Origin of the sequence: Vibrio sp. M60_M70 (assembly GCF_037162085.1) — a bacterium.
Lineage (GTDB): Bacteria > Pseudomonadota > Gammaproteobacteria > Enterobacterales > Vibrionaceae > Vibrio > Vibrio diabolicus.
Window position 1 is genome coordinate 263,395 of the sequence record NZ_JARLUL010000002.1, and the last position, 18,431, is coordinate 281,825.

18 protein-coding genes and 1 pseudogene are annotated in these 18,431 nt (G+C 45.0%); 9 read left to right on the forward strand and 10 right to left on the reverse strand.

Annotated features, from left to right (window positions below):
* Nucleotides 1–107: 107 nt before the first annotated feature.
* Nucleotides 108–1,958, reverse strand: a complete 1,851-nt coding sequence (locus P4S59_RS17005; RefSeq protein ID WP_005392176.1) for an ABC transporter ATP-binding protein — start codon at nt 1,956–1,958, stop codon at nt 108–110.
* Between the two features lie 403 nt (nt 1,959–2,361).
* Here P4S59_RS17005 and P4S59_RS17010 point away from each other — a divergent pair, with 403 nt between their 5' ends.
* Nucleotides 2,362–3,363, forward strand: coding sequence for an arginine deiminase-related protein (locus P4S59_RS17010; RefSeq protein ID WP_253644173.1), 1,002 nt, complete (start codon nt 2,362–2,364; stop codon nt 3,361–3,363).
* 130 nt (nt 3,364–3,493) lie between these two features.
* Here the strand turns inward: P4S59_RS17010 and P4S59_RS17015 are convergent, their stop codons facing one another.
* Complete coding sequence (locus tag P4S59_RS17015) at nt 3,494–4,417, reverse strand: AraC family transcriptional regulator (protein ID WP_337168730.1); 924 nt, start codon at nt 4,415–4,417, stop codon at nt 3,494–3,496.
* A 436-nt stretch (nt 4,418–4,853) separates the two neighbouring features.
* Here P4S59_RS17015 and P4S59_RS17020 point away from each other — a divergent pair, with 436 nt between their 5' ends.
* From P4S59_RS17020 to P4S59_RS17035, 4 genes are all read left to right on the forward strand, one after another.
* Nucleotides 4,854–5,303, forward strand: coding sequence for a cupin domain-containing protein (locus tag P4S59_RS17020; protein WP_086015559.1), 450 nt, complete (start codon nt 4,854–4,856; stop codon nt 5,301–5,303).
* Between the two features lie 150 nt (nt 5,304–5,453).
* Complete coding sequence (locus P4S59_RS17025) at nt 5,454–5,807, forward strand: cyclophilin-like fold protein (RefSeq protein WP_239073825.1); 354 nt, start codon at nt 5,454–5,456, stop codon at nt 5,805–5,807.
* A gap of 157 nt (nt 5,808–5,964) precedes the next feature.
* A complete protein-coding gene (locus tag P4S59_RS17030; RefSeq protein WP_258664599.1) occupies nt 5,965–6,630 on the forward strand; it encodes a carboxymuconolactone decarboxylase family protein in 666 nt (221 codons plus the stop codon).
* A 43-nt stretch (nt 6,631–6,673) separates the two neighbouring features.
* The gene (locus P4S59_RS17035; RefSeq protein WP_054866778.1) at nt 6,674–7,171 is read left to right on the forward strand and encodes a (R)-mandelonitrile lyase; all 498 of its coding nucleotides are present in this window, start codon (nt 6,674–6,676) and stop codon (nt 7,169–7,171) included.
* A 51-nt stretch (nt 7,172–7,222) separates the two neighbouring features.
* Here the strand turns inward: P4S59_RS17035 and P4S59_RS17040 are convergent, their stop codons facing one another.
* Nucleotides 7,223–7,915: an MOSC domain-containing protein gene (locus tag P4S59_RS17040; RefSeq protein ID WP_337168731.1), complete on the reverse strand. Its 693-nt coding sequence runs from the start codon at nt 7,913–7,915 to the stop codon at nt 7,223–7,225.
* A 111-nt stretch (nt 7,916–8,026) separates the two neighbouring features.
* On the opposite strand from P4S59_RS17040, the pseudogene P4S59_RS17045 reads away from it, so the two are divergent.
* Nucleotides 8,027–8,841 (forward strand): annotated as a pseudogene (locus P4S59_RS17045) (AraC family transcriptional regulator).
* A gap of 88 nt (nt 8,842–8,929) precedes the next feature.
* Nucleotides 8,930–9,922, forward strand: a complete 993-nt coding sequence (locus P4S59_RS17050) for a zinc-dependent alcohol dehydrogenase family protein (protein ID WP_337168732.1) — start codon at nt 8,930–8,932, stop codon at nt 9,920–9,922.
* A gap of 73 nt (nt 9,923–9,995) precedes the next feature.
* Here P4S59_RS17050 and P4S59_RS17055 read toward each other — a convergent pair whose 3' ends face one another.
* From P4S59_RS17055 to P4S59_RS17065, 3 genes are all read right to left on the reverse strand, one after another.
* Nucleotides 9,996–10,691 carry a VC0807 family protein gene (locus P4S59_RS17055; RefSeq protein ID WP_046875662.1) on the reverse strand — a complete coding sequence of 232 codons (696 nt, stop codon included), beginning with the start codon at nt 10,689–10,691 and terminating at the stop codon, nt 9,996–9,998.
* Nucleotides 10,692–10,859: 168 nt separating this feature from the next.
* Entirely contained in the window at nt 10,860–11,345 is a 486-nt protein-coding gene (locus P4S59_RS17060) for a sigma-70 family RNA polymerase sigma factor (protein ID WP_337168733.1), read from the reverse strand.
* Between the two features lie 83 nt (nt 11,346–11,428).
* Nucleotides 11,429–12,115, reverse strand: a complete 687-nt coding sequence (locus P4S59_RS17065; protein ID WP_337168734.1) for a DJ-1/PfpI family protein — start codon at nt 12,113–12,115, stop codon at nt 11,429–11,431.
* A gap of 126 nt (nt 12,116–12,241) precedes the next feature.
* On the opposite strand from P4S59_RS17065, the gene P4S59_RS17070 reads away from it, so the two are divergent.
* Both P4S59_RS17070 and P4S59_RS17075 read left to right on the forward strand, forming a co-directional pair.
* Nucleotides 12,242–13,198 (forward strand): LysR family transcriptional regulator, encoded by a 957-nt coding sequence (locus P4S59_RS17070; RefSeq protein ID WP_337168735.1) that lies wholly within the window; start codon nt 12,242–12,244, stop codon nt 13,196–13,198.
* A gap of 127 nt (nt 13,199–13,325) precedes the next feature.
* Nucleotides 13,326–13,865 (forward strand): CAP domain-containing protein, encoded by a 540-nt coding sequence (locus tag P4S59_RS17075; RefSeq protein ID WP_337168736.1) that lies wholly within the window; start codon nt 13,326–13,328, stop codon nt 13,863–13,865.
* 77 nt (nt 13,866–13,942) lie between these two features.
* Here the strand turns inward: P4S59_RS17075 and P4S59_RS17080 are convergent, their stop codons facing one another.
* The 4 genes from P4S59_RS17080 to P4S59_RS17095 form a co-directional block, all read right to left on the reverse strand.
* The gene (locus P4S59_RS17080) at nt 13,943–14,362 is read right to left on the reverse strand and encodes a VOC family protein (protein ID WP_025793617.1); all 420 of its coding nucleotides are present in this window, start codon (nt 14,360–14,362) and stop codon (nt 13,943–13,945) included.
* Between the two features lie 917 nt (nt 14,363–15,279).
* A complete protein-coding gene (gene ahpF / locus P4S59_RS17085) occupies nt 15,280–16,848 on the reverse strand; it encodes an alkyl hydroperoxide reductase subunit F (protein ID WP_048625474.1) in 1,569 nt (522 codons plus the stop codon).
* A 157-nt stretch (nt 16,849–17,005) separates the two neighbouring features.
* On the reverse strand, nt 17,006–17,563 hold the full coding sequence (gene ahpC / locus P4S59_RS17090; protein WP_005395542.1) for an alkyl hydroperoxide reductase subunit C: 558 nt from the start codon (nt 17,561–17,563) through the stop codon (nt 17,006–17,008).
* Nucleotides 17,564–17,866: 303 nt separating this feature from the next.
* Entirely contained in the window at nt 17,867–18,325 is a 459-nt protein-coding gene (locus tag P4S59_RS17095) for a MarR family winged helix-turn-helix transcriptional regulator (protein WP_104970387.1), read from the reverse strand.
* Between the last annotated feature and the right edge of the window lie 106 nt (nt 18,326–18,431).

Below are 18,431 nucleotides of genomic sequence, written 5' to 3' on the forward strand. Positions count from 1 at the left end.
GAGGGTGTTTCATATATGAGAAACTATAATGGCTATATGAGTATAGGTTTATTAATAAAAATGAAAAACGGCGCTTCATGCGCCGTTTTTATTGGGTTTCTCGCTAATTAAGAAACGTGTTGATTTTCTAACTCTTCAGCGATAAATCCGCCAGTTTGATGCGCCCAAAGCTGGGCATAAATACCGTTGTTCGCGATGAGCTCTTGGTGAGAACCTTGCTCAACAATACTGCCTTTATCTAGCACGATGAGGCGATCCATTTGTGCGATGGTCGACAATCGGTGCGCAATCGCAATAACGGTTTTTCCTTGCATTAACTCATTCAAGCTTTCCTGGATGGCTGCTTCGACTTCTGAATCCAGAGCCGATGTTGCTTCATCCAGTACCAACAATGGTGCATCTTTGAGTAGCACACGAGATATTGCGATACGCTGACGTTGGCCGCCAGACAGTTTCACACCACGTTCACCAACTTGCGCATCGTATCCGACATTACCAAATGGGTCGGTCAGAGTTTCAATAAACTCATGGGCATGCGCTTGCTTAGTGGCTTTCAGCAAATCTTCTTCTGTCGCATCTGGGTTGCCATACAAAATATTGTCGCGAATAGAGCGGTGCAGCAGAGAAGTATCTTGGGTCACCATACCGATCTTTGAACGCAAAGAGTCTTGTGTGACTTCAGAGATGTTCTGTCCATCGATCTTAATGCTGCCGTCTTCGACATCGTGGAAACGAAGTAACAAGTTCACCAGAGTTGATTTTCCGGCGCCGGAGCGCCCAACCAAGCCGACTTTCTCTCCTGGTTTGATGTTGAGATCGAGGTGGCTAATCACGCCTTTGTTCTCACCGTAATGGAAGCTGACGTTATCAAAGTGAATGCCACCTTCAGTGACAACTAAGTCTTTTGCGCCTGGTTTATCTTTAATATCAATTGGCTTAGAGAGCGTTTTCATTCCATCGACTACGGTTCCCATATTTTCAAAGAGGGCGCCAACTTCCCACATGATCCACATCGACATACCATTTACGCGTAATGCAAGGCTAACAGCAATCGCAATCGCGCCAACGCTGATGGCACTATCCAACCACAGGTAAATCGATAAAGCAGCAACGGAAAAGACTAAAATATAGTTTGAGATCTCTACAGCAACGTCAAAGCCGGTCACTAGGCGCATTTGACGATAGACCGTATTCAAAAATCCCTTCATGCCTTGCTCGGCATATTGGGTTTCGCGCTGGCTATGAGAAAACAGTTTGACGGTTTGAATATTGGTATAGCTGTCGACGATGCGTCCTGTCATTGTCGAACGTGCATCGGCTTGCGCTGAAGCGACATCTTTGAGCTTAGGAACGAAATAGATTTGGATAGCGATGTAAGCGAGCAGCCAGACGATCATTGGGATCATCAAACGCCAGTCTGCCGTCGCTAACATAATGATCATGCTGGTGAAGTAAACCGTAACATAAACAAACACATCCATAGCTTTCATGACGGTTTCGCGCACAGCTAGTGACGTTTGCATGACTTTAGTTGCAACTCGGCCTGCAAAATCATCTTGATAGAAGTTTAAGCTTTGATTGAGCAAATACCGGTGTGCAAGCCAGCGGATAGACATTGGATAGTTGCCCAATAATGTTTGGTGAACGAGCAACGAATACACGATCACCAAAATGGGCATGACAACCAACAATAAGGTTCCGTAGAAAATTAAATCTGCTTTATTGTCTTGCAAGAACGTTTCTGGATTGCTGGTAGACAACCAATCAACTAATTGTCCCATCGCGCCAAACAACATAACTTCAACGACAGCAACAATCGTGGCCATCAAAGACATGATGATCAAAGGCTTTTCGTAGCCGCGGGTATAATAACGTAAAAAAGCGAGCATCCCTGAAGGAGGCTGATCTGGTGTAGATTTGGGGAACGGCTCTGTAAAGCCTTCAAATCGTTTAAACATAACTCATCCTAAAGTTAAAACAGTGCCATTTGGGGTGGCTAAATCCATCGATTCACGCAGCTTTGGACGAAGTCGCGTGTATAAGGGTTTTTGGCTGCTCCTCGAGAAAGCAGACGGATTGACGAGTGGGGCGAAAAAATAGTCTAACCGATTGTGTTTTAAATGTAACTAGTTGGTTATGGGTGTGGTTGTCTATGGTTCTGATTCTTATGATGAATTCTTCGCATGTTCATCGCGATACCATAAAACCTTAAACCTGCATAGTGACAATAAAATTTCGGGAGAAATAAGCTAAGTTCAGTGAAAATTACTTCTAGATAATTAAATTAATTGTGAAAACAGCAAAACTGAAGTTAACAATAAATTTACAATCTCCTCATTCTAGTGATAAGGAATGTATTGGATGCTATTACACGAATCAGTGACCCAATTTGCTAATGGGAAAGAAGAAAGCACGCAAAGTGCTCAGCGCCAAACCGCAAACTGCGTAGTGATGGTGCCACCGAAAGAGTTTCGTTTTAATGAAGAAACCGCACAAGATAATGAGTTCCAACATAAAGTGTCACTCAGCCAAGAAGAAGTCTCGCGTAGAGTGATGGCCGAGTTCGCGAGTATGGTAGCAACGCTGCGTCAAGAGGGCGTTCAAGTTGTTGAGTTTGATTATCCGGCTTCAGATGTTGCGACGCCAGACGCGGTATTTCCAAACAACTGGTTTAGCACTACGCCAGATGGCACGTTGTACACCTTTCCAATGGCCTGTGAAAACCGTCAAAAAGAAGTGCGTCCCGATGCGCTTGTGGCGGCACTAGCGCAAGCTGGGCGAGAAGTTCATCGACGTAGCAGCCTAACTGAATATCTTGATGAGCAAGCGTATTTAGAAAGCACGGGTGTGATGGTCTTTGACCACTTAAATAAAACGGTCTATGCCGCACTCTCACAACGTTGTGATCGTCTGGTTTTAGAAGATTACGCCGATCGTATTGGCTATGAACGAGTGATCTCTTTCCAAACTCGTTTGCCATCTGGTGCGCCTATTTACCATACCAACGTGATGATGGCTGTGGGTGAGCAGTTCTGCGTGATTTGTGACGAAGTGATCCCAGAATTTGAGCGTCGTTTTGTGATGAAATCTCTCGCTAAAGATAAACAAGTGATCTCTATTTCGATTGAGCAAATGAACCACTTCTGCGGCAACATTCTTCAGTTGGAAACCATCAATGGAGACAAAGTCATTGCGATGTCGCAATCGGCATACGATGCTTTCTCTCCAGCACAAAGAAATCAACTTTCGACGCACGGTAAATTGCTGCCATTCGATGTTTCTACCATAGAATCTATTGGTGGTGGCTCGGTTCGCTGTATGTTGGGTGAGGTATTTTTGCCTAGTCGACAAGCGGTGTTATAAACAATATTGCGCAGTTTTGCTTGCAAATGCAGGTGACGTTCATTCTCTCCCAAATAATAAAACCGTTAGCCTCGAGGCAGTACGAGGCTGACGGTTTCACTTTCTAGCTTCTTCCTAGGATATTCCGAGCTTAACCCATACTCTCGCGCAAAGACTTGATGTCTTTGGATGGTGGCGCACCAAATAAACGGCTGTATTCACGGCTAAATTGAGAAGGGCTTTCGTAACCCACTTTAAACGTAGTCGCCATGGCATCGAGGTTTTCTGTCAGCATTAAACGCCGAGCTTCGCTGAGTCTTAATTTCTTTTGAAATTGCAGTGGCGTCATAGATGTCATAGAACGAAAGTGGGTATAAAACGCCGATTTACTCATGCCACTGTAGGCGGCTAACTCACTGACACTTAACGGCTTTACGAAATTATTCTTCAACCAATCAATGGCCTTCGCGATTTGATGGCTGTGACTTCCTGCAGTCACGATTTGATTAAGACGAGCGCCCTGTTCGGTGATTAACAGTCGATAAAAAATCTCTCGTTTAATGATCGGCGCTAAAATTTTGATGCTTTGTCCTTCATCCAGCAGCTCTATTAAACGCAGAAAGGCGTCAAGTAATGGCTCCGATAATTCTCCAACCGCTATGCCTTTTTGCGCTTCTTTGCTTTGATTAAACGTCAGCTCACTATCGACAATAAGTTGAGATATTTCAGTCAGATCCAGCTCCATGATCACCCCTAAATAAGGTTTATCTTCACTGGCTTCAATGATATTGGCGATAATCGGCAAGTCGACAGAGGAGATTAAAAAGTGGTTCGCATCGTAAACAAAGCTATCTTCACCCAACAACACGCGCTTTCTCCCTTGAGCAATTAAGCAAATACTTGGGTTGTGGGTGTAGCTTGTCGGTGGTGTTGGGGTTGTCCAACGACTGAACCTTAATCCTGGAATTTCTGTGTCATATTGGTTCGCGCCATTTGCCCATTTCTCAATGTGCTTGGCAAGCTCTTCTATTGCACTGGCCAGGGTTGACGAAGTGTTTGACGGTACCTCTTGCATAAGTCAGTGCTCTCCTCTGGTTGGCCTCAGGTTCGGTGTTAACGGCATGCGATTTCTGCCTTTGTAGTTAACGCCTCTTCGGAGTCAATTAAGCGACTTCATTAAGCATAGTTATAACAGTTCATTTCTTTAAGTAAAGAATATTGGGCAAGTGTCTATTTCGAGGTTAAGCGATCAGAGAGTGATCTTTCTGGTTGGTTTTTGAGCGGGTTAATTGTCTGTCATGAATTTTATTATTTAATAGTCAAATGCTTATGTATAGATGAGTTTTTATTCCGTTTTTTCTAACCGGTCTCAAGTATGGTTGTCTTTTGTATTGGTTTGGAATATTGGGCAAGTATTAGCAATGAATAGGCTAACGGTCATCTATCAAAGCGCAATACAGTGAACCTATGGTTTGGTGAGTTGTAAGCACTCAAGAACACTATTTGGAGTCATGATGAATAACAAAAGCAATACTCAAATCCCTGACGTACTGCAAGCCGGTGTATTTCAAGGTCGAGGCATTTTCGAGTTTGGTGAAAAGAATGAAGCGTATGCGGATTACTTTACCGGTACGAGTTATCTGGCGTTGCTCAATCAGCCTGGTCTTATCGTGGCGAACGTAACGTTTGAACCAGGGTGTCGCAATTTTTGGCATATTCATCATGAAGGTGGGCAGATTCTGTTAGCGACAGGAGGGCGAGGTTGGTATCAAGAATTTGGCCAACCAGCACAAGAGTTGAATGTTGGCGATGTCGTGCATATTGCGCCAGGTACTAAGCATTGGCATGGCGCAGCTAAAGACAGTTGGTTCTCACATGTAGCAATAGAAATACCGGCTGAAGGCGCAAGTAATGAATGGTGCGAACCAGTCTCTGATCAAGAGTACATGCAACTAAAGTAGCCCGAGCTAAGTTTTCAGTGAGAAAAGGGAATATCGATGAGATAAGCATACCGTTTCAATCAGTGGGTGAGATGCGTTTTGGTGAGTAGTGCCTGGATGTTCCCCTGCATTGTAAACGCAGAAGTTAATAGCGCTGGATTGGAGGAAAATATGGTGAAAATTCGTTTTATTTTCGATGATTGCAGTGTTTCAGGCACATTGAAGAGCAGTGCGAGTACAGACGATTTTGTTCGTCAATTGCCTCTAACATTAGATCTACAAGACTACGCAAATACAGAGAAAATTGCTTACTTACCGAATAAGTTAACTCGCGAAGGCGCACCTTCTGGAACTCAATCAAAAGCGGGTGACATCTCTTATTACGCCCCTTGGGGAAATTTAGTTATCTTTTATAAAGACTTTGGTTACGCGTCTGGGTTAATTAAATTAGGTCAAATCGATGATGGGATTCATTGCTTTATTTCGAAAGAAACAAACAGTGTCACGATCGAAAAAGTCAATTAATGACCTAGTTAACAATGTGAATTATTAATGTAGAAATCAGAACGCTAATAAATATATTTCTAGAACTTCTATGGATTAGAACACCGTTACATAATGGAATTTTGATATGAAAGCATTAAACAAATCTGTTAAATCAATATTAATATTGGTGCTCACTATGGCAACACTATGCACAACGAATATCGCTTCAGCATCAGAAATATTCAGTGATAAAGAGCGAGCTATTATTCCTATTTCTGCTTTTACTGCGAGTGGTGAAATAGAAAAACTAACACAAAGCCTTAATGATGGGTTAGACGCAGGCCTAACGGTCAACGAGACAAAAGAAGTGCTGGCTCAGTTGTACGCGTATGCTGGATTTCCGCGCAGTTTGAATGGACTAGCAACATTTATGACGGTGTTGGAGGAACGTAAAAGCCGAGGTATTACCGATATCTTAGGGCGAGAATCAAGCGCGTTACCTAACGATAAAACCAGCTTAGAATTTGGCGCTGAAAACCAAACACAACTTGTTGGTGCAGAAGTAAAAGGCGCGCTATTCGATTTTTCTCCGCAAATTGATGAATACCTAAAAGCACATTTGTTTGGTGATATTTTTGAACGCGATGTGCTCACTTGGAAAGAGCGTGAAATTGCTACGATTGCAGCATTAGCAAATATGAACGGTGTTAATAGCCAATTAGCAGCTCACTATAATATCAGTATGAATAACAATGTTTCTATTCAAGAGTTAGAGGAATTTATTGTTGTATTAAGTGAGTGCTGTGGTGAAAGTGTGTCGAACAATGCTCAATCGGTCCTAAAAACAGTTTTGGAAAAATAAATATTATTTGGCCAATCATATCAATTAGAAAGGAATTCGTTTTATGAAAAATAAATCATCATTGCTTATTTGGTCTGTGCTGTTGTCGACGGGATTTATGCTTCCAATTGCTCAAGCAGCCGATGGTAACTCATCTTCGCAGCAAGTTTATCGCTCTGCTGATCAGAAATCGTTTCAAGGACCTGAAAACCTATTTACCGGGAAAGTTAACGTCGAGATGTTGTTTCCTGAAAACGAAGTTGCAAACTACAGCGCCGCCTATGTCACTTTTGATGCAGGAGCTCGAACCGCTTGGCATACTCACCCAGCAGGACAACACATGATCGTCACTTCCGGTACCGCACTTACAGGAACGCGTGATGGGCATGTAATTCGATTTGCTGCTGGTGATAGTGTTTGGTGTCCGCCTGGTATCGACCATTGGCACGGTGCTACACCAAATGCGCCAATGACTCACCTAGTGGTTACGGCGTCAAAAGACGGTGAAAACGTTATCTGGAAAGAGCAGGTCACCGATGGTCAGTATGCAGCAGGACAGTAATAACCAAGGCCACGTTTTTATAGTGAGCGCAGAGCTTTTACTCTGCGTTTTTTATTGTCTTGTTGGGCCAACCAAGCGCATTTCCCAATCCTCGACTTCGCCAGTTTCTAGGCGGCGCTCGACCAACTTGCCCCAAGACTCGACTAACGGCAGTTCAGACAGCTTAGTGAGTTCTTCTCTATCTAAACAGCCAGTGAAAACCGCGCCCATGATGCGAGCCAATGGCCATTCTGGATAAGGTCTTTCACACAGAATAATCTCGTCACCTGCACCGATATCGCCTTCTTCCAATACTCGGAAATACCAGCCTGTTCGAAGCGTATCTTGCAGTCTTCTCGCCATGTCGTGTTGGTCAAATCGTACGTTAAGTTTCCAACAAGGCATGCGACCTTGCGACACTTCAAGTAGTGTTGAGCCGATGCGAATTTTATCTTTCAAGCAAATCGTGGATTCGGTGACGCCCTCGGAGCTGATGTTTTCGCCAAAGCCGCCAGCGGATTGGAAAATAGTTCTTTCGCCTAATTCTTGTTGCCAGATTGGGTAGTGCTCGCTTGGGTAAATATGAAGCGCTTTTTGAATTCCACCATGAAAGCGTGGATCGCCTTGCTCATCACTGATAAAACCAAGCTCTGTTGCGTGCTGGCGCTCGGGCAACACTTGTTTGTTGATTGCGCTTTGCACTCCATGAGCATAAGGGACAGTTTTCCCTGCTAGCAAAGCTTTTACGACGCCGATTTTCTTCATGTAACCTCCTTATTATTTGAATGAGAGATAAAGTGTTTACCTTCATTCGCGATGCGGAGCATGATAGCCTAGTGAACTTGTGTCGGAGTAGGGATGAAAAGACAATCAACAATGCTAACTCGCCAAATTGATTCGAAGTCAGGCGTCATGACCTCCAATGAGATGATGGTCGCTAATCCCCATTCTCCTGTTTTGGTGAAAACCATCGACATGCCAAAAGGTTACATTGATGCGCAGCATCAACACACTTGGCATCAAATCATCTTTCCTATCAAAGGGTTATTGCAAACGCAAACGGAGCATTATCAGCATTTGGTTCCGCACACTTCTGCGTTATTTGTTCCTGCGGGTGTTCAACACGAGTCGATTGCTCTGAGTAACACGATCTTTGTTGGCATTTACCTTAACCCTGCGTTTGGCGCAATGTACGAGCCACAAGTGAGAACCATTGCCCTAACGCCGTTTTTAAATGAGCTTTTACAAGAGATCCGCAGACAGTGTGAAAATGAGACAAGCCACGAAGAAGTACTGCATTTGCTGGCGGTGTTGCATGATCAAATTTTGAAAAGCAACGTGCAGACATTTCAGTTATTACTGCCACAAGATCGCCGACTAAAACTGATTTTCGAGCAACTGACTGACGAGCCCGCGTCGAGCTGTTCGCTAAAAGAGTGGGGGAGAAAATTGGGGCGTCTGAGCGCACTTTATCACGGTTGTTTGCCAAGGAATTCAACACTTCATTTCTGCTTTGGCGGCAACAAATTCGGCTGATTTACTCGCTTTCTTTGTTAGATGAATCGTTGCCAATCCAAGCCATTGCAGACCTAGTGGGTTATCAAAATGACTCATCCTACATCAAAGCATTTAAAGCCTATTTTGATATGACGCCACAACAGTTTAGAGTGAACGGCGCATCGCGCAGGTAGAAATACAGAGCTTCGACTTCACTTAGTGCTTTTGAGCAGAAGTCGCGAAACTTCCTTTTTGAATTTCAATTACATGGTATGAATAACAATGGCACCAACGATAAATACTCGAGTGAATCAATTCTGTTTTGGTCAGTCCAAAACGTCGCTGTCGTTGGAAAAAGAGCCCCTCAAATCGCTTGTTCAGGGCAAGATTCGGGTGAGGCTCGAAGCTACAAACATTAACCCAAGTGACTTGCTTTCCATTTATGGCGTTGGGCAATACCGCCGCGTTCACGTACCACCTCGCGTGCCGGGATTTGAAGCGGTTGGGCGTGTGGTGGAAGTCAGTGCTGTCGGTCACGCTGGCCTTCAAGTTGGGCAAAAAGTGTTGGTGGCGATGAGTGGTACTTGGCAATACTACATCAATGCTTCGCCCGAGAATCTTTTTCCGTTACCTGAACGTTTGGATAACGGCTATGCCTGCCAGTTGTACATCAACGCGTTAACCGCGTGGGTGATCACCACTAAAGTGGCTAAGTTGAACAAAGAGGATGTGGTGATCATCAATGCGGCGGGTTCGGCGATCGGTAAGATATTTGCCCAGCTCGCCCACTCCCTGGGTTTTACACTGATTGCTGTCACTTCAAAGCCAGACGAGTATCCGTACGATACGATTCCAGTATTGGACGCGAAGCAAGACTTACATGCGCAACTGCAAACGCGCAAACTGCCACAACCAACGGCCGCTTTGGATGCGATAGGCGGTGAGGCTGGCACGTATCTCATTCGTACCTTGAAAGAAAACGGTCAATACATCAACTACGGAACGTTGTCGTTAGCGCCTTATACGCCTGCGTTTTTTAAATTGATGAAGACCAACAACATCGACTTTAGCACCTTCTTTTTGCGGTATTGGGAAGAATCGGTAGGTAAAGGCGGGAGAAAGGCGGTATTCGCTGAAATGTTAGACCACTTTATTGCCAACGATATAAAGTTAAGTGTAGCGTCTGAGCTGCCGCTAGAGGATTTTCAAACTGCGATTGAAATGGTTGAGCAACGCTCATCGGCGGTGTCAGGAAAAATCATTTTGACGCTATGAATTACAGTGAGTCTGTTGAGAAAAGGGAGGATAAAATCCTCCCTTTTTTGATGGGTTATTTGTAATGATGGGACTATTTTAGATGGAAAATTTGTTCTGTTTCGAGCGATGTCATCGTACGTACTTGACGCCAAATGTAATAAAAAATACCGAACATCATCAACATACTTGGGATGGCAATCATTGGGTAACTGTAAAGCGTCATCTTACCCAACTCTTCATTAAAGGCAGCCGTGCCCGAAGGACTGGTCACGATCCAAGTCGCAAGGAAGTAGTTCATCGCGGATGAGAACGCAAAAGTACTCGCAAACAGATAGTTTGATGACATTAGACAACGTTCAAATGCCTCTGATTGACCGTTCTCTTTCAAGCGTTCGTTAATCAGCGATAAATTCAATACCGTGTCATTCAGTACTAACTTCTGCATCAGAGGGTAGCGGGTAAACGTTGAGCCCAAAACCGCTAAACCGATCAGGCCAGGGATCAGGGCTTCTTTCAAGGCTAACCAACGTGTATCGAGCTCTAACAAGCCAATGCCGCCAGTTAATAAAACACTGATAAAGCCAAGTGCAGAAATAAAGTTAAATTTCTTGTTCCGGACAAGGTCCATACCGCCGTAAATGATAGGAAATAGCAAAGCGACAACCAGCGCCATTGCTGTTCCTAGGTGTTCATCGCCGCTAAACTTCATCAAGATAAAGGAAGGGATGAATACGTTAAAAAGAATCTCGAATAGGGGATTCGGCTTTTTCGCCGTTGTGTTACTCATAATGTTTTACTGACTCTACTCTATGTCGGCTGTTATTGTACTTTGACGAGAAGTGTTCATCTAGTCGCGCTTGATGTAAAGCGTTAAAGCGCCGAGTTGTGTAACGACTTATGAAATAGACCGGAGCATAGCCAGTTAGTTGACATGATTGACTACTTTTTTTGTGTCTTAATCGCGCTCCCTCTGCGCAATGATCTGATTGCGTGCTCTGAATAATCGAGTCGCCACGGTGTTGTGATTAAGCTCTAATACTTGAGCAATTTCATTATGATTAAACCCGGCTACGAGTTTTAAGACCAATGGCTCTCGGTATTTGGGTTCGAGAATCATCATTTGTTTTTGAAGCCAATCTTGTGCCATGTCGTGGTCACTGCCAGGGTAGGTTTTTGCCTGTATTACACACTCATCAATATCGACAAAATCGTACTGCTTTTTATCAAAGCGCCGAGCATTCTCACGACGCAAAATGGTGATGAGCCAAGGCTTCGCGGCATTGGGATCATTTAAGTTATCAAAGAATCGCCACGCTTTCAGGAAGGTGCCTTGCGCCAAATCTTGAGCAAGGTGATGATCTTTGCATAGCCAATATGCGAGACGATAGATATCTTGGTATCGCTCCTTCGTCAGTGCTTCGTATCGTTTGTGTTTTTCCATAGGATTAAGATCAGAAGTGTAGAGCTGAGTAGCAAGGTAACCTCTGAAGCTCAAAGGTTACCTGCGGTTTCGTCCTTGCCCGCTTAAAATTGCTGGGTAGAAAAACGTGAGTATTGAAGGGCGTCTGCGACTTCTTGAGCTTTAGATTCCGAAGTCATGAGATGCAGCAATTTAAGGGCGGCTTGATAGCTAACTAGGCTGCCGTTTGAGGTGATGACGCCCTCATCAACAACAAAATTCTGGTCGACCTGTACATCAACTGCTGGATAGTCTTTTTGTAATCCGTTTTCACCTCCTGCCCATGTCGTCGCTTTCTTACCGTTTAAAAGGCCAGCCTCGGCCAATAGATACGCACCAGAGCAATTACTTGCCATCCAATCTGCCGCCTTTGATGTGGTTTGAATAAAGTGAATGAGATCCTTGTTTTCGATTAGCGCATCCATGTCGTAGCTGGATGTTAAAACCAGCACGTCGAGTTCCGGCTGATCGCCAATCCAAGCATCCACACCAATTTTTAATCCCTCTTCAGTGGTAATGGTTTTCTGATCAGAGACGGAAATAGTGAGCACTTCATAATCGCTAAACCAAGTCAGCCGACTTGCGACGCCAAAGACCTCTAAAGGCGCAGTAACATCAGAGGTCAATACGCCGTCGTAAACCAGAATGCCAATGCGTTTATCCGCCGCATGTGCCGTTTGAAGCATCCCAAAGAATAGGACTAAGGTCGCTATCAATAGTTGTAGTGCATTCTTTAATCCATTTTTACCCATTGTTTTTTCCTCGCTAACAGAGCATCAAGTTATTGAGATTCATTATATTTGGGCTGATTGGTTATTGAAGAGCCACTTTGTCTTTACTAAAGTGAATAAAGTTCACGAATGGAATGCACGAGTTTTATGGATAAGATACGGTCCCTACGATTTTTTATTGCCACTTTAGAAGGTGGCAGTTTTGCTGCGGCCGCCAAAGCGTATGGCACAGACCCTTCTACGGTGAGTAAGGCCATCCATCGTCTTGAAAGCGACCTGGGAATACAGCTGTTCCAGCGTTCTACGCGACAGATCCGTCTGACAGAAGCCGGTCGTCGATACGCAAATACCGCTAGGTTTGTACTGGACGAACTGACGGCGTGTGAGGATTCATTGAAAAGCCACAATGATGCGCTTTCAGGACTGCTTAAGATTAATGTGCCGGTCTCCTATGGTCGCCTTTACATTCGCCCTTTATTAAAAGAGTTTTGTCGCCGCTACCCCAGTATCACGATCGATATTCATTACGATGACGCCTACGTTGATATTATTGAGCAAGGGATTGATGTGTCGATTAGATCTGGTGTCGTTCAGGACAGCCAGTTGATTGTGCGCCAGCTGAGTCCTATCGATTTTATTATTTGTGGCAGTCAGGATTACTTAGCGAGGCATGGTGTTCCGAGTGGCCCAGACGCATTCAATGACCATTCTTGGGTTCGTTTTCGTTTTAAACAAACGGGGAAACTGTTGACGATTCAGATGCCTGAATCAGACGGTGCAAGTGAGTATAACCCCGAGAGAAATTTTATTGTAAACGACGGCGAATCCATGGCAGAGCTTTGCGCAGAAGGCTTAGGGTTAACTCAGATTCCTCACTTTATCGCGAGAGATTGGCTCAAAGCGGGGCGTTTAGTGCCGATATTTCCGAGTATGCGCCAAGCAGGAAATGGCGTGTATCTTCTCTATGCCAACCGGGAATATGTGCCTGCTCGAGTGAGGGTGTTCATCGATTTTATCACCCAAGCGATACAGGATATGGATGAAACGCCATTCCATACGTGGGCTGAAACGTTGCCGATTTACCAACCGAACCAAGGAGATTGAAAACTTCATGTGAGTCTTTGGTTAAAACACTCCAAGCCATATGGTGCTTTTATGGGTTTTTGTTAGGTTATTGGGCGTTATTATCGACAAGCGCAGTTTGCTCTTCGTCACTCATAAAGGAAAGACAATGCCAACTAAGATCTTAGTGCCTGCTTTGGCCCTACTTCTCAGCGCATGTGGCGGCGACGGGGAGTCGTCAGCACCTGTAGAAAACGGCTCTCAAAACACAGGTTCCACATCGTCACAGGGCACATTTGCCGAGCAGATGCTTGCAGTGGTCAACAGCGCTCGCTCTACTACACAACAGTGTGGCGCAACCACCATGCCACCTGTTGGGGCCCTGACTTGGAGCTACGATTTGGAAAGCGCCGCTTATCGACACTCAAGCGACATGGCGAACAGCGATTTCATGAGTCACACAGGCTCTGACGGCAGCAATATGTCAGATCGAGTCAACGCAACGGGCTATGCTTGGAGCGCCATTGGTGAGAATGTCGCCGTAGGGCAAAGTTCCATCAACGCCGTCGTTAATGCTTGGTTATCGAGCGAAGGTCACTGCCTCAATATCATGAGTGCGGATTTTGATCAGATGGGCGCGTCGCTTGTCGAAAATCACTCTGCAAGCTACGGGTATTACTGGACTCAGGTTTTTGCCAAACAGCGCTAATGCGATAAAGAAACCTGATAGATAAACTAAAAAGCCAGCAGTCACCATCTGCTGGCGTTTTATTATTTACGTCTCTTTTAGCTTGTCAGGTTACGAAGTTTTGGATCATCCGTCAGGTATTCAACGAATTCGATCTCAAAACCTGCAGGGTCAACAAAATATACATTCTTGCGATATGGCTCATCAGCCCCAGGTTGGGCAATCGGATAACCGGCATCGGTCAGTCTTTTTATGATGGCATCGACGTTATTGGTCACATAAGCAAAATGCGCTAGCCCTACTTGGTGGCCGCCCAACTCGCGGTTCTCACCTTCACCGTGGTCACTCATCGCAATATATTGATACTCGTCGCCAAAATGTAGCCAGTTTCTTGGCTTGCCACTCCATTCGCCTTTCCCCTCATCACGCACGTACCAATGTGGAAATGCAGTTTGATAAAACTTCAGCATTTCAGGGATGTTTTTCACGACTAAATTAATATGTTCTAGTTGGATCATGATGTGCTCCTTTTTTTCATTTCCTAGCCAACGATGAACATGCTAAAACCTCAAGTTAAGTTGAGGTAAAGGGCTTTTTTAAGTTTTTTAGGGTTGATGTCTTTGGAGCTTGGTACATGGAGAGATTCGGTGGGGTGGTACTTTGAATCTGTGAGTTGGGTTAGGTGCTTGCAACCCTCTTTCATCTTTTGTTCGTGCTAATCATTTTCGAGCGAGTTTGTGGTGAGTAGATTCCCAGTCTCACCTAGGTTCGCGGGAATGACGTGAAGAGAGCGCTAAACGAACAGCGTCATTCTGAAGGAGCCTAAGCGAGTATTCAGAATCTATTTGCAGCGCGTTTCGATGCTGGTGGTGTGAATTGAATTATCCGCGATTGTAGAACTTGCCACCTTGAGCTCGGAGTGTTGAGATCTTTAGAGTTTGATACAAGCGAAGGTTAGGTGGGGTTGGTGGTTTGAGGTTGAGAGGAGGATTATGTTCAGAACCCTCTAACCGTTGATGCGTCACGTGTATGTGTGTGAATTTCTTTCGTTCAAGCTTACGATGGATAGATTCCCAGTCTCACCTAGGTTCGCGGTAATGACGTGAAGAGAGCGCTAAACGAACAGCGTCATTCTGAAGGAGCCTAAGCGATTATTCAGAATCTATTCGCAGCGCGTTGTGATGCTAGTGGAGTGAACTGAATTATCCGCGATTGTAGAGCCAGTCTCTCCAGTTTGAACTCGGAGTGCTGGAGGATGTACTTACACCCCTCCCCAAAACCAAAAAAGCCAGCAGTTAATACCTGCTGGCAAAGTCTTTGGGCTTCTAGGTCTTTTGATTTTATTTCTTGTTCCTCATCGCTGTCACGGTGCCCCGATTGGTTTTCCGGGGAAGAAAACACAGCACCGTGCGCTTTGTGCTCAAGAAATTGGAGATTAACCTTGCTTACGGATTAGGTAGTCAAACGCGCCTAAGCTTGCTTTTGCACCTTCACCCATCGCAATGATGATCTGTTTGTAAGGAACCGTCGTTGCGTCACCCGCTGCGAAGACACCTTCTAGGCTGGTTTCACCACGGCTACCAACTTCAATTTCGCCGCGCTCAGATAGGGCTACTTCTGAATCTTTTAGCCATTCTGTGTTTGGTACTAGACCGATTTGGACAAAGATACCTGACAGTTCAATTTCTTTGATTTCATCTGTGTTGCGGTCTTTGTACTTCAAGCTTGTTACGCGAGTACCGTCACCCACAACTTCAGTAGTTTGCGCCATCGTGATGATGTCTACGTTTGGTAGTGAGTTCGCTTTGTCGATAAGCACTTGGTCTGCGCGAAGTACGTCTGCGAATTCAAGAACCGTTACGTGTTCTACGATACCAGCAAGGTCGATAGCTGCTTCGATGCCTGAGTTACCGCCACCGATAACCGCGGTTTTCTTGCCTTTGAACAACGGGCCGTCACAGTGTGGGCAGTACGCGACGCCTTTGTTGCGGTACTCTTGCTCACCCGGAACGTTCATTTCACGCCAGCGTGCACCAGGGCTAAGGATGACACTCTTACTTTTCAGCGTTGCACCGCTTTCAAGTTGGATGTGAATCAAGCCATCATCTGTGTGCGCTGCGCCCATCAGTTTTTGCGCTTGTTGCTCAGTCACAACGTCTACGTCATATTCTTTTAGGTGTTCTGCTAGGTCAGTTGCCAGTTTTGGACCTTCAGTACGTTTTACCGAGATAAAGTTCTCGATTGCCATGGTGTCCATCACCTGACCACCGAAGCGTTTAGCGACAACGCCAGTGCGAATACCTTTACGCGCTGCGTATAGTGCTGCTGCACTACCACCAGGGCCACCGCCGACAACTAGCACGTCGTATGGGTCTTTTTCGCTCAGTGCTTTGGCTGCTTTCTCGCTCGCGCCGTCATCCACTTTGTTTAGGATTTCAGTCAGAGACATACGGCCTTGTCCGAATAGCTCACCGTTCACGAATACGCTTGGTACTGCCATGATGTCACGTTGTTTCACTTCATCTTGGAATAGTGCACCATCGATCATGGTTGCTTTCACTTTCGGGTTGATCGCCGCCATCATGTTGAACGCTTGAACAACGTCTGGACAGTTTTGGCACGACAGTGAAATGAACACTTCAACATCCAATTCTTTATCTAGCGCTGCGATTTGTTCAATCACTTCCGCCTCTAGTTTGATTGGGTGGCCACCAGAGTGCAGCAATGCCAATACCAGAGAGGTAAATTCGTGACCCATTGGTAAGCCAGCAAAGCGAAGTGCTGTGCCTTTTACTGGATTGGTCACCGTCATCACTGGTTTACGTGCGCTTGCGTTGTCGTCACGTTCAACGGTGATGAAGTCGCTCATCTCTGCGATTTGGTTCGCCAGAGACAGAATGTCATTCGATGCTTTGCTTTCATCTAGACTAACCACTAGACGAACGTCTTCTTTTACATTAGCCAGATATTGTTTGAGTTGTTGTTGGATCGCTTGGTCTAACATAGTTGTTGTTACCTTAAATAAACAAAAGAGTGGTTACTCTGGATAAAATCAGTAGGGAGAGAGCAAACCAGGCAGAAGGTCGTCAAGGTATCTAACCTGGAATGCTCTCTAAGTTAAGCGTCAATTAGCATGTCAAATTGAGCTTAAATTCAGTGGCTTAGATTTTGCCTACTAGGTCTAGAGAAGGAGCTAGCGTCTCTTCGCCTTCTTTCCATTTCGCTGGGCAAACTTCACCTGGGTGTGCTGCTACGTACTGAGCTGCTTTCACTTTGCGTAGTAGGTCTTCTGCGTCACGACCGATACCTTCAGCAGTGATTTCCATTGCTTGGATAGTACCTTCTGGGTCGATTAGGAACGTTGCACGGTCTGCAAGACCTTGACCTTCACGCATCACACCAAAGTTGTTTGTGATGTTGCCTGTTTGGTCGCCAAGCATGTAGTACTGGATCTTGCCGATTGTTTCTGAGCTATCGTGCCAAGCTTTGTGAGTGAAGTGTGTGTCTGTTGATACTGAGTACACTTCAACGCCGCGTTTTTGTAGCTCTTCGTAGTGGTCTGCTAGGTCACCTAGTTCTGTCGGACATACGAATGTGAAGTCTGCTGGGTAGAAGAAGAATACAGCCCATTTGCCTAGAACATCTTGTTCTGTTACTTCAACGAATTCGCCGTTTTTGTATGCTGTAGCTGCAAATGGTTTGATCTTTGTATTAATCATTTTTACTTTCCTCAGAATGTTTTAGGGTGAGCAGTTCTTGCTTTCGGAAAGTATATTCGCATTGGATTGTGTTTAAGGAAAATCGCTTGTAACTATCCTATTGATAGTCATTTCCTATCTTTCTTAATAGAGAAACCCGATGTAAGTGAGTTTGCTTTGATAGGTTTTATTGAAGAGGAAGGCCAAGTGGTAATAGAGAATACTGATGATGACCTTTAAGATATCGTCTGGCTAAGATCGAAAGAACCTGCATCTCGGCAGGCTCTTTCTAATAGGAAGTGGGGAAGCTGATGCTTTTATTTTTTAGTTCAGATTGTCGAGCACCTTGCCGCACAACTTCTTCAGCATGATCATTTCATCCAGCTCTAACGTGATTTTACACATCATGGCGTTTGGCACTGACTTGGCTTGCTCTTTGAGGTCACGACCTTGCTTTGTGAGGTTGAGTACGCGTACGCGCTCATCGGTGTCACTGCGACCACGTTCTACATAGCCTTTTGTTTCTAATCGTTTAAGCAGCGGCGTGAGCGTGCCTGAATCCAAATGCAGTTGCGAGCCCAATTCTTTAACGCTGGCGCCGTCTTTCTCCCACAACACCATCATCACTAAGTATTGCGAATAAGTCAGATCAAGTTCGTCCAGCAAAGGGCGGTAAGCTCGGATCACCGCATTTGCTGCACTATAGAGCGGGAAGCAAACTTGGTTTTCGAGTAAGAGTTTATCGTCGTTGGTCATGGTGTTGTCGGTGTAACACTGGCTCATTGGCGTTGCCTACCTGCTCACAGAGAAAGAGAGTAACAAAATAAATTGTGCACAATATAGTTGCAAACGATCTTTACTTCGATATAAGATTGCAGGCAATTAAATT

What these genes read in the sequence shown, in the direction of transcription:
- P4S59_RS17005 (WP_005392176.1), bottom strand. Translation starts at nt 1,958, where the DNA reads ATGTTTAAACGATTTGAAGGCTTTACAGAGCCGTTCCCCAAATCTACA.
- P4S59_RS17010 (WP_253644173.1), top strand. Translation starts at nt 2,362, where the DNA reads ATGCTATTACACGAATCAGTGACCCAATTTGCTAATGGGAAAGAAGAA.
- P4S59_RS17015 (WP_337168730.1), bottom strand. Translation starts at nt 4,417, where the DNA reads ATGCAAGAGGTACCGTCAAACACTTCGTCAACCCTGGCCAGTGCAATA.
- P4S59_RS17020 (WP_086015559.1), top strand. Translation starts at nt 4,854, where the DNA reads ATGATGAATAACAAAAGCAATACTCAAATCCCTGACGTACTGCAAGCC.
- P4S59_RS17025 (WP_239073825.1), top strand. Translation starts at nt 5,454, where the DNA reads ATGGTGAAAATTCGTTTTATTTTCGATGATTGCAGTGTTTCAGGCACA.
- P4S59_RS17030 (WP_258664599.1), top strand. Translation starts at nt 5,965, where the DNA reads ATGGCAACACTATGCACAACGAATATCGCTTCAGCATCAGAAATATTC.
- P4S59_RS17035 (WP_054866778.1), top strand. Translation starts at nt 6,674, where the DNA reads ATGAAAAATAAATCATCATTGCTTATTTGGTCTGTGCTGTTGTCGACG.
- P4S59_RS17040 (WP_337168731.1), bottom strand. Translation starts at nt 7,915, where the DNA reads ATGAAGAAAATCGGCGTCGTAAAAGCTTTGCTAGCAGGGAAAACTGTC.
- P4S59_RS17050 (WP_337168732.1), top strand. Translation starts at nt 8,930, where the DNA reads ATGGCACCAACGATAAATACTCGAGTGAATCAATTCTGTTTTGGTCAG.
- P4S59_RS17055 (WP_046875662.1), bottom strand. Translation starts at nt 10,691, where the DNA reads ATGAGTAACACAACGGCGAAAAAGCCGAATCCCCTATTCGAGATTCTT.
- P4S59_RS17060 (WP_337168733.1), bottom strand. Translation starts at nt 11,345, where the DNA reads ATGGAAAAACACAAACGATACGAAGCACTGACGAAGGAGCGATACCAA.
- P4S59_RS17065 (WP_337168734.1), bottom strand. Translation starts at nt 12,115, where the DNA reads ATGGGTAAAAATGGATTAAAGAATGCACTACAACTATTGATAGCGACC.
- P4S59_RS17070 (WP_337168735.1), top strand. Translation starts at nt 12,242, where the DNA reads ATGGATAAGATACGGTCCCTACGATTTTTTATTGCCACTTTAGAAGGT.
- P4S59_RS17075 (WP_337168736.1), top strand. Translation starts at nt 13,326, where the DNA reads ATGCCAACTAAGATCTTAGTGCCTGCTTTGGCCCTACTTCTCAGCGCA.
- P4S59_RS17080 (WP_025793617.1), bottom strand. Translation starts at nt 14,362, where the DNA reads ATGATCCAACTAGAACATATTAATTTAGTCGTGAAAAACATCCCTGAA.
- ahpF (WP_048625474.1), bottom strand. Translation starts at nt 16,848, where the DNA reads ATGTTAGACCAAGCGATCCAACAACAACTCAAACAATATCTGGCTAAT.
- ahpC (WP_005395542.1), bottom strand. Translation starts at nt 17,563, where the DNA reads ATGATTAATACAAAGATCAAACCATTTGCAGCTACAGCATACAAAAAC.
- P4S59_RS17095 (WP_104970387.1), bottom strand. Translation starts at nt 18,325, where the DNA reads ATGAGCCAGTGTTACACCGACAACACCATGACCAACGACGATAAACTC.